7 protein-coding genes and 1 pseudogene are annotated in these 11,352 nt (G+C 49.5%); all 8 read right to left on the reverse strand.

Annotation, left to right across the window (positions count from 1 at the left end):
• Positions 1–832 precede the first annotated feature (832 nt).
• Positions 833–1,258: a hypothetical protein gene (locus tag A6A26_RS20280; RefSeq protein WP_063880408.1), complete on the reverse strand. Its 426-nt coding sequence runs from the start codon at positions 1,256–1,258 to the stop codon at positions 833–835.
• Positions 1,259–2,536 (reverse strand): PAAR domain-containing protein, encoded by a 1,278-nt coding sequence (locus A6A26_RS20285; protein WP_063880409.1) that lies wholly within the window; start codon positions 2,534–2,536, stop codon positions 1,259–1,261.
• A gap of 31 nt (positions 2,537–2,567) precedes the next feature.
• On the reverse strand, positions 2,568–4,160 hold the full coding sequence (gene tssA, locus A6A26_RS20290; RefSeq protein ID WP_063880410.1) for a type VI secretion system protein TssA: 1,593 nt from the start codon (positions 4,158–4,160) through the stop codon (positions 2,568–2,570).
• A pseudogene (locus A6A26_RS20295) lies at positions 4,160–7,629 on the reverse strand (ImcF-related family protein). Before A6A26_RS20295 ends, tssA begins: the two are co-directional and overlap by 1 nt.
• The gene (locus tag A6A26_RS20300; protein WP_063880411.1) at positions 7,626–8,834 is read right to left on the reverse strand and encodes a hypothetical protein; all 1,209 of its coding nucleotides are present in this window, start codon (positions 8,832–8,834) and stop codon (positions 7,626–7,628) included. Before A6A26_RS20300 ends, A6A26_RS20295 begins: the two are co-directional and overlap by 4 nt.
• A 986-nt stretch (positions 8,835–9,820) precedes the next feature.
• On the reverse strand, positions 9,821–10,555 hold the full coding sequence (locus A6A26_RS20305) for a hypothetical protein (RefSeq protein ID WP_063880412.1): 735 nt from the start codon (positions 10,553–10,555) through the stop codon (positions 9,821–9,823).
• An 18-nt stretch (positions 10,556–10,573) separates the two neighbouring features.
• Positions 10,574–10,834, reverse strand: coding sequence for a hypothetical protein (locus A6A26_RS20310; RefSeq protein WP_063880413.1), 261 nt, complete (start codon positions 10,832–10,834; stop codon positions 10,574–10,576).
• 120 nt (positions 10,835–10,954) lie between these two features.
• Positions 10,955–11,350 carry a DNA cytosine methyltransferase gene (locus A6A26_RS25610; RefSeq protein WP_128604274.1) on the reverse strand — a complete coding sequence of 132 codons (396 nt, stop codon included), beginning with the start codon at positions 11,348–11,350 and terminating at the stop codon, positions 10,955–10,957.
• Positions 11,351–11,352: the final 2 nt, after the last annotated feature.

Consider the following 11,352-nt stretch of genomic DNA (forward strand, 5'->3'; position numbering starts at 1 on the left):
AATATTCACAGGACTGTTAGCTCCAAGATAATAAACGAGGTACTGAGTAATCTTTTACCTAATGTAACGATTATACCCCCGCAAAAATAACAGAAAAAAAACCGCCAATAACGGTGAGAAAAAAAAGAAAAATGCGGCAGCAAAAGTTACCTAATAAGAGAAGTTAACGACATCGGGGTAAGAAAGGTATTCACGCAACTTAAAAATACCGAGATATGAAATCCCGATGGAAACCACCAGGAAAAATATCACCTCACAAAATGCGATGACTCGTTATTTAAAAGGATACATTGTATTTACTTGTTACTTACATTGCACAAAGACGAATCACGGACATAACGAGTTGCCGTTCCAGGCATCCATCCTGACGGGATGCCACTACAACGAAGATATCCTTTTTTTACCAGAACTGTTGGGTAAAAAACTGAATACATAACCCCAATAATTACTAAAGCAATACAGCCCCATTTTAAATATACCACATACGCATCCATCGTTTTGAATGCATATTCTTTACCTTTTAATAAAAGCTAAATGAAATATATAAATGGAAAGATCATTACCACAGGTAAAGCGATAAAAGAAACCGTCAACCACGAAAAAACGATGTTGTCACCAAACGAAAAATACTCATTAAACGTATCGTTCCCAAGGTAAACACAAAGACTCCACAACCCCAGCATGAGTAATATGGCTAAAACAGGCCGAACCTTTGTTTCAAACATCAATACAACCTCCGCTGGATACTCATTATGTCATTTCTGACTTATAGATATCTCCCTAAAAATCAGTAGGTAACATCACAACTCTTACGCTGCATTACTTTATTTTTTTACCGCCTACAATCAGCCAAATTTAAAGCATATTTTGTCGATAGCGCAGAAAAGGCCCCGAGATTTTTATTATGACATTCAACATACCCTCGACTCTTAATTTCATAAATGTAATAAGTACGAAACAGAACACCAGAAAAAACAGCTAAAACAAAGCCCCAGATTATTATCTTACTTAAAATAGTCGCTATCTTATGCTCAAAGCGTCTGCCAAGAAAAATCACCGGAAACCCACTAATAAACACAGGCCCAAGAATAATAGCTGAAAAAGATAAAATAACGCATCCAGTAGAGTACTCAAACGCATCTGGAAAAGACAAGTACTTAACAATAGAAATTACACCGACATAAGTAAATACAATTATCAAAAATGCAATAAGCATATTTAAAAAGAAAAGAACCACTCGTTCTTTCAACGAAAACATTTATTCCAAGCTCCTTAAACCAACATCACGGATAGCATTTCGGATATAGCGTTTAACTTCTGCCTCGATAACCCTTCGTCCCTTTTCAAGCATCCCATCAACATACATAGCCCCCAAATCCCATACTCCGCGCTCGATACCTCTGGCTCTGTCAACAAACTCCTGCTGTGCTGACTCTATATAAGCTACCAGTTTATCTGTAATGCCGTATTCTTTATCAATAGCATTTAGTATTATTGCTGTACCAACGCCAGCAAATACGACAACCGCTAAAGGTCCAAGAACAAAAGGTAAGAATGCATTCGCAGCATAGCCAACGCCCCAAACTACGGCTGACGAAAGACCAACTTTTACGACATCAGTAGCAAGTGTCCCCATAAACTCCGCGAGGGAGGTTTCATCATTAAGAATGAAATCGACTGTATCAACAGCGGATACATAAATTAACCCGACAATAGTTCCGTCTATAACAGTCTTTGCAAGCCCATATTTACCAATTGCCATTTCAATAATTTTTGGGTGCTTCAAAGAGAAAACTGGAGCATTGAGTGCTTTTCTGATTCCCGGATAGCCAGTAAGCTTTATGAGCTCAGTTCCTCTATGGTTAATAAATACGGTGCCTTTAATCCCCATTGTACCCAACTGGCTTACAATTTTTGAGGCACTAACCACATCATTAATATTTGTCCAGTAGGTCTTTACGATACTGCCGGGAGTGCTCGTCGTAATAGAAGTCCATGTATGCTTTACAAAATCCCATGACGTTATAATTTCGAGACATTCTGGCAAAGTAAGGATCATGCAATCCTGTCTGTTAACTTCCAGCATAGCCCGAAGTTTATCATCGGGCAGATAGTGAGTATTTATCAGAACAGGATAATCAGGCACAAATCCTGTCGGCTTTTGCTCGCCGGTCAGATAACCTGGCAGCTCAGGAGATGCCTGCGTAGGAGCCGCTGTAAAGCCGGCTGCCAATTTTCCAGCGGAAGCTCCACTGTTCTTCTCGTACGTATCATTCATCATCGACGGAATGAACTTCGCCTTACAGGGGCAGGTACTATAGCTGTCGAGGGTTCCGGCCATTCGCCGGTCATGAATGGTATCGTTGTCAATGCCACCGGCTATCCTGAAAAGCCCGGCATGCTTCCCGCAGGTCACCCTGTCCTGCTCCCGGGCAACAGGTTTATCAAACAGAGTGTGATCATCTGCGCCCGTGGTGATTTTCCCGCCGCAGGTCGTCTTGTCCCCCTGCACCAGGTAAAAGCCTTCTGCTGCCATATTCTTCCCTTATCGCTAAATTCCGTCCAGATTATCCGCAAAGCACCGCACTGCTTGCCGGGTCGAGCGCAATCAGACCGGACAGAAGCAAGTCCATCTCGGGCTGAAGCCGTGATTTATCGGTTTCACTGCGTGTGGCTTTGATGCGCAGCAGTCTGAGGCGACGCGATTTCACTTCAAACAGTAGTGCCGGTGTCCACTGCGTGAGGGTGATTGACTGTGCGGCACTGTCGAGCTCACCCAGCAGATGCAGGGCCAGTTCATTTTTGCCTTTCTGCTCGGCCACGCGGGCCATCAGCAGACGCAGTAACCATTTGTCTTTTGTGGCGTCTGTGCCCGGGCGGGTCTGCAGCCAGTGAAGTGTGGCATCCAGACCATCAGTATCCGCTTTCTCCAGCGCTTCCGGCTCAAGAGCCAGAATATCGTTATTATCCCCACTGTCGGCACTGACCGGCTCATCCCGCCAGCCAGCCATATCGTCCAGCACGTTCTGATTTATCCAGTTCAGCGTGACCTCATCGGCAAAGGGCGTACCGTCATTAAAGGCCAGGGTTTCAAGCCCGGTAAGGCGGCGCAGCAGTCCTTTCAGGTCGGCGGCGATGATATCAGCCAGTACATCCTGTCCCGATTTCATCAGGGCCTGGTGGACATACCACTGCAAATCCAGCCAGAGGTGATTAGCGCCACGCGAGAAAGTGCTGTCCGCCTGCTCCAGTATCTCCAGCCAGCTCTGCTGCAGGTACAGGCGTTTGAGCATGGCCCGCTGGTCAGCGCGCGGCGGTTCGATGCGCGTTTTTCCTTCGGCATCCGGGGCCGGAATAGCACTCAGCGTGTCATGACGCAGGCTTTTCATCAGCCGGTGTGCGGCAAGCCATCCATCGGGTTGCTCACGCAGATATCCGGTCAGGGTGCGGGCCTGGGCCAGCAAATCCTGACCGGAGGTAATGCGGCTCAGAACCGGCGCTTCAGCCTCTGTCGTGTATGATGCCTGTGCCTTATGACCGACGTTTTGCGGCACCACGGCATCCACGCCACCGGCTTTGATCAGTCGGGATTCCAGCGCGTTGTACAGGGCATTCAGACCGGGGCGTGAGACTTCTGGCTCAGTCTCCAGACAGTCACTGATAAGCAGCAGTGCACCGGCAGTACGCTGAGCATCTTCCCTCATCACTTCCGGCCAGAGTGACAGGCTGTCAAGCACACGGGAGCCTGCGAGCCACTCTAGTGCCGGTTTACGGCTCCGCTCGCGCTGTGGATGAAGCTGCGTGCCATAGCGCTGCAGCAATCCCGCCAGCAGTTCAAGCCCTTCGGCAAAGCCGGTTTCTCCGTCCTGGTGCAGACGTGCCCAGCAGTAATAGGTGGCAATCCGGATATCTTTGGCGATAGTGGTCAGTAGTTTTTCGCCAAGCGTGCAAATCAGCCCGGTATCAATGCCGGAAAGTTTGTTGACTTCCTCCCGGATGCGCTGAAAATCATCGTCATAGCCGGGATCTTCTCCCGTTGCGCTGGCATCGCTGACCGGAGTAAGCCAGGGCTGCCAGTTTTCAGTACGTGCCTGCGCCTGTTGCCGCAGTTGCGTTTCGTCAGCCTGACAGGCGGCAACCAGATTCTGCAGTGTGCTCATTATTCTTCACCCTCCCTGTCACGGCTTCCCGTGTTAGCCATCACCGCACTGTCGACACTGAATATCTGATCCGGCAGCGTGAACCCCCGCAGTTCCAGCAGCGCCAGCGGACCTTTTCCGAGTTGTGAGCGCAGCACCCACTGCAGGGTTCGGCCATCCGGCGCGCTGAAGCTCATCATCCACTGGCTTCGGTCAAGCTGCTCGCGTTTCCCCTTCTCCAGCCAGCGAATCAGCCCCCAGGTTCCGCTGTAGTCCCCGAACAGGCGCGCTCCGGCATTGACCGTGCTCCAGGTCAGCATCGTCCCCGGCCTGTAGGTGTCGCCCGGCCAGCGAAAGCGCTGCCAGTCGGCCATCTGGTTAAAGTAGTGCAGCTTTTGTCCGTCAATGGTCAGCTGAGTTTCCACCACCTGCGGCACAGGACGCGCCTGCAGCTCAAAGCTGATGCCCTGGCTGCCATCGGTGAACAGAATGTCCGACAGCTGGCTCAGCTGATTAATCGCCCGCAGGAAGGCCGGGTTAACGCTCAGCCCCTGGCTGTTGACCCTGTCAGTTATCCACTGACTGCCCTCTTTGTGCAGCACGCCACTGAGTTCCGTGTTCAGGAAGCGCTCAATGCGCCCGCTGTCCCTGCGCACAAACTCCGCCAGCATCGGCAGAGAGGCGTCACTTTTGCTGGCGACAAACGGGAAACGTCCGTCCGAAGGCGGTGTGCCAGTTCGCCACCACGGAGCGGCGCCACTTGTCATTCAGGCTGGCTGCCGACGGCTGAAGTACGGTTTCCCAGGCCCGGGTCAGCGGCTGCACAAACATCGTGTTGCCGAAGCCGCTCCACGCCTCGCCCAGGCCTTGCCGACATCAGGCTGCCGTACTGCCGGGTGTCGGTGAGGTCGACGCTTTTGCCCCGGAATACGGTCTGCGCCAGGGTCTGCATCATCGCCTGCGGGTCAGAAGCACCGGCCACCTGCTGCAGGCGCAGACGCACGCGGGTGATGCGGGTCAGATACGTCTGCAGGCTCAGTGAATTGTCAGCCGACATCACATGGCTGCCTTTGTTTTTCCCCAGAAGCTGAAGCAGCGGGCCAAAGGTTTCACCGAGCGGCCCCTGTGGGCCGGAAGCGGACGGGTCAGTCGCGGGGTTGTCTTTCCCGCCTACGAGGTCTTTAGCCGATTTGATGAGGGCGTCCGGGATGCCTTCGCTTTGCTGGCCGGTCTGCCCCTGCCAGGCGAGGGTATTCATCAGGGCAATCAGCGGCGACTGACGGACATCACTCATCAGCGTCAGCTGGTCGGTAACGTCCGCAATGTTGCTGGCCGGATTCCAGTGCAGGCTGTTGAGGAAGCTCAGCCAGCTGCCGGCAAAGTCGCTGAAGTAACGCTGCGTCAGACGCGCCTTCAGGGCTTCCGGCGACAGGTCTGCGGAGACGGCACTGCGGCTGTCGCTCAGCACCCAGTCGATTTCATCCCGGCGCGAACGTGCGGCATTTTCGACAGCCTGCTGAATGCCGCCTTCCCAGGCCTGGCGGGTGAACATGCCCGGCACCACTTCCCCGGTGGTGAACAGTCGCCGCGCATCGGTACCGCCGGTCATGTCTTCCAGAGAGACATCGGCGAAGTGACGACGCACGGATTTGAGCATGTTTTCATACAGGGTGCTTTCGGCGTTACGCCGTCCGATTTGCTGTAACAGTACCTGGCGGCTCTGGCTGACCAGCTGCGCATCCGGCGTGATTTTCCACTGTGGCTGTTCAGGCAGTCCGCTGATGTGGAAGGCCCACAGGTCCGGCGACAGGCTCTGCCACAGGGCGGCTGAAATGCCCTGCCGCGCCGGCTGCACGGCCTTCATGGTCCGGGCGTAGGACGCGCCGTCGGCTTTATCCGGACGGGCCATCATCAGCCAGGCTTTCAGCTGGTCATAGCCCGGCTTCGCCAGCGCTGCCCGCTGGTCACTGTCGGGGGCGGCGTTCACCAGCGCGCTGAGCTTCTGCATCAGGGCGGCGTTTGCCGGGTCGCGTATCAGGCGGTTGTTCGCCACGCCGTACCAGGGCAGCATCGCGCTGAGCAGCTGCGTGTTGTGGTCCAGACCGAAGCGCTGATACCAGGGGGCGCCCTCCTGGATGCGGTGCTGCAGGCGGCCGGCCGCGTTACGCAGCGTGTGCAGGGCCGTCAGCTGGTCATCCGATACGGAAGGATGCTCCACCAGGGCATGCGCCTGCTGCGCAACGGAGATAATCTGCTGGCGGTTGACGGCAAACGACAGCAGCAGCCCCGCTCCCCAGGCACCCATGATGGCCATCAGCGTCCCGCCGGTCGCCTGTTCCCACGGCACAGCGACACGCCGGCCGCGTACGCGGGCACAGTCGTCCACAATGCCCTGCCAGGTCACCGGCAGGGTCAGGGCATGGCGTTGTGATTCAGGGCGGTATTTTTCTGTCATGGCAGCGTCAGGAGATTTAACTGCCCCGGACACATCAACGGGGGTATCCCGCGGCAGGCTGAACATCAGGCCGCGCAGCGGCACGCGCTGCTGAGAGGCAGCCAGCCATGGCACCAGTTGCTGAGCCCGGCGGGCGATACCGCCCTCTCTGAGGTGCCGGCCCAGGCGCAGCAGGAAGTCGTGGCTGTGGTTCTCCGCGACCTGGCTTATCCCCTGCGCCCGCAGGGCCGGCAGCATCCGCTCAAGCTGGCGGACGATATCATCTTCGCTGGCGCGCAGTGGGAACGTTGCCCCGACCGCCTGCTCAGGGCGCGTGGCCTGCGGCCAGTCGCTGCTGCACAACTGCCACAGCCAGACCGGGGCGGAGTAGCGCAGCCGTTCGCTGATTTTCTCCAGCCCGCGAAGGTCGTTGTCGCTGATGTGTGGCGTCAGGTTAAGCGACGCAGGCATGACGCGGACAATCCCGTCCAGCGGGCGTCCGCGACGCAGCCTGCGCAGCGCGGTGTATTTTTCCTTATCGGGTTCAGCCGTGAGGCTGCCGCCGTAAATCAGCACGGTACGGTTGCCTTCCAGCCACTGCTGCTGCTGCAGGCCGGGAACCAGCTGTTCGATTGCCACTTCATCACCAGTAATTAACAACAGACGGGTTTTACGACGCCAGTAAAGGCCAATACGGGAGCGGAGATGTCTCCGAATCTTGTTACACATGGCCACCGCAGGGTGAACTGGCGCTTTATCATTTTCCCGTTTCTTTTTCTCATCATCACCGTTGGTGTTGTCGACAAGCGCATTAAACTCCTGCTTACCGACACCACGTACTGCCGCCAAAAGCACCACGGATACGATAAGGGCGCTGCCTGAAATACATCCGCCGGCGATAAGCCAGTAAATTTGCTGCTGACTTCCGTCTTCAATCCCGGCTATATCCGGATGCTTCCAGACCATTAACGTCATAACGGCTAACAGCAAAAAGAAAATCAATGCGACAGCAAGATAGCGGCCTTCCGTAGTCTTCGGTGCTAAAGGTAGCTTCACGGATCCATCTCCTGTCGGGAAGCAATCGGGGTAATGAGCGTGCTCCACAGCACATTCTGTGTGGTATCACCGCAGATAATCATCTGTGGCGATTGAGTTAGTCGGGCAATTTCAGTGGCGGCAGCGATAGCCAACCAGGGAGCTACGGCTCCGGCATGCCCCATGGATGTATCGAGCGAAATGACGGCTTCGTCCTCGACAGACTGCGCAGGGTGCGCATTCTGGCACGCAATAACTTCTGCGCGCTGCTCACCTGTCAGCCCAGCAAGCCATAAATTTTTCACTATATTTTCTTTGAGCGGGACGTTATAGGCGGCCATGTTCATCCCCTCCCTTAGTTCACCTGTTGGAGCAGAATCTGGCCGGTGAAGCAACGCGAGAGGTTCGAGTGCCTCCTGGGTCAGGCGGTTGCCAAGAAGCAGAGCAACGGCTGCTTCAGCAGTATTGTTTGAAACAACCGGATCAATCTGGAGACCAACAATCAATAACATCGCATCATCTTTAATGCGGTGATCCAGCCAGTGGTTGACTACCCTTGGACCATTGCTGTCTGTGTACTCAAGAACGCAGGTTATGCCACTCTCCTGCCAGGCTTCCTGCCAGATATCTCTGACAGCTGGGAATGACAGAGATGACGAGACATCAAGGATGGCAACAATCGAAGCGTTCTCCGGAAACTGATGAACTGGAAGATCAGCAATCAGCTCTGAAAACAGACGTGAGATGACCAATCCAGGGGTATCCTCTGGTTCTGTCAGGATACGACTCAGCCTCCTGCTTTCTTCGCCTTTCCAGTCTGACTGCGAAATGATAATGCTGTGATTATTGAGCATTTCAATTGCAACAGAAGATTGTTCATCTTCCTGATGGGCGGTAATAAATGTCGTATTCAACACCTGAAGCGCACGACGAGCCCTACGGGTCTCACACAAGATCCATTGCTCCCGACGCCGGTCAAAACCATTCGCTTTACTGTCCTGTAATGACCATGCCCACATGCGAATAGTGAAACTCACAATCCACATAACTATTGGTGCGCCAATAGCCAACATCCAGAAGTGGCTGTTATTGATGTATCGTTCGAATATCCTCATAGGGATCACGCTGATGACCAGCATCGCCACCAATACGGCAAGCCAACGGGATATTTTAGGTGGTACTTGCCGAGGATAACATTTCGGAAGATCTTTCAGGGAATACGACATTCACACTCTCATGCTTTAAAATTTCCAAATTTCAACTAAGGCTAGTCACCATCAAATGAAATGCTCTCAAATAATTAAAATTCTTCTTTAGGTAGATCTTCACATTTACCATCCAAAGAATTAATACCAGAACCACATAGGGCATTATTTTTATGTATCAAAAAAACACCCTAACCTAACATTCCATCTTTAAGTTTCGCCATAATATCAATAGCCATAAAAACAGATACATCTTTTCTTTTAACCTGTAATAAAGATAGATGATTTACTTTCCCATTTTTCACATATGTAGCATCCGGAATGGATTTCCGTATATTATCTTTTTAATCATACACAATCTTATTATCGACGCCACTAACACTGTCCCTCTTACTGTTCACTTGCTGTACATCACACATCGATTAAAATGCTTCATCAGAATACAGACAAGTCCACTCCGATATTGGTTATTCTTTTTCTAAGTACTCATCATCAGACAATGCCGGGTATTTAAAATCACTAAAATGCATATTGCATGCATCAAAACTGGATGAAGAAAAAATGTTGGCACTTGAACCAGATGACAGGGTTCACGTTGCAGATACAAATCCTGCGTTAACAGCAAGAACAGAAGCCATAGAGAAAGAACTGAAACCGATAATGAATGACATGTAAACTTTTTACTAACATTACGTCCTGTGCGTAAATCCTTTCAGGGATGTTTTAATGACTATGAAATTTTATTTTCCTTCAGGCTTCGACCATTGATATGCTTTTTCAATTAAATGTTTTCAACTCTATATCGCACGCTTACATATCGAAAGCAATTATTTAAGACTTTAGAGGGGGATGAAACATGACTTTGAAGTTTTATTGTCATAAATCATATTAATCAAATCATGACCTTCAATCCGTACGTTAACAAAGTCATCGCCGCATGCAGGCTTTATCTCTTTGAACTTTTTGTCAGCAGGGGAAAGGACAAATAAACTATAATCAAAAAATCATCAATTCGGCTTGATAAGCTTCCCTCCTAACTCATCCAAGGTTTTATCACCTGAAAAAAGCTTTTTGCATTTACTGTCAATCACAGTATCATCTTTATCTTCTGGGAATACAACCTTCATTTTCTTAGCTATATCCCACACACCTGGAAATGAATCAGCAGCACAATCCAAATCGTTTGGTGCAACATATTCTCCATTGAAAGATATTCCCCCTAGATATATTGAACCACTAAGATAAAACAAGCTATTTTCATCTGACCTAGATGGGTAATCACTCCAAAAACCCTTGCCAGACAAAAGGTTTCTATTTCCATTAAACCTAGAGACTATCGCCTGACATGATCTAAAGTGAGCATCAATCACAACCAATGCCAGAACTAATTCTTTCTCAAAATTCACATCTATAATAGAAGAAATTGCATTGTTAAAATATGGAATAGAATGAATGCGGATTGACTGTCCTTTACAACCTATAAGCTCCTTAAGATCAAGATATTTATTTCCTGATGCTATAAGCACGCCTACATGATCACTAGTTAGAGAAATACCTCCAGCACCAGAGAGTAATGAATCATTCCAATTTTCAATTTTGCATGAGTAATCCGTATTTAATTTCTCATCGTGGACACTTACATATCCAGCTTTATCCTTATCAAAATGAATAATTACGCCATCAGTATTAATTGTGTTGTAATATCCCGCCCAAGAACTAAAAGCAGTAGCACCAAACATCATGAACAAAAATAAATTTTTTTAAACTTCATCATCAATAATCTCTTTTGCTTTTTTAGTGGCTATTTTTCTTTCTGCAATCCCTTTATCTGCACCATTTATACCTTTAGTTACTTTCAAAACAATGCTGTCATCATCAGATTTCCCAAACTTGTCCTCATCCATAATTTTGAGAACTTTAGATTTGAAACAGGCTATAAAAAAACCACCCGTATCAATACAGTTATATGCACTCTCTGTCACTTTCTGAGGGTTCTCAATTTTTGGTGGTTTTTTCTTCATGCCGGCTGCATTTTTCTTCTTGTATTCCGGGTCATCCCAAACAATCCAGTGATTCTTTGACGATGAGTCACCATTCGTATCAACGAGTTTTGAAATAATGTTGTATATATTTATCCAAGGCTATTTAACCTTCAGTGAATAGGTTTTATTAAATTTACCGCTTTTGGTATACATAGAACCATATGTAAAACCAGAAATTGAAACTTTAACAGTTCCTGATTCTGATGGCACACCTGAAATGGAAAGAAAATTGTATACAGGTAACCCATCCCTTCTTTTTTTATTAGAAAGCACCTGCAGTCCTATATCAGCAGGGTAAATATCTACTTTAGTATTCTCTGCCGTTAGGAACTCTGGGTTATCCTCCAAGTTAGTTCCTATAATAATCTCTTGATTATAAGGCACACCTACCCTTGCATCAGGTAATATTTCCCAAAATGGAGTGAAGCCAATTTGAGGTGAGGAACATGATACAATCAATAAAATAAATGAAAGAAGTATTAATCTACGGCACATAA

Origin of the sequence: Pantoea sp. OXWO6B1, assembly GCF_001641135.1 — a bacterium.
GTDB lineage: Bacteria > Pseudomonadota > Gammaproteobacteria > Enterobacterales > Enterobacteriaceae > Pantoea > Pantoea allii.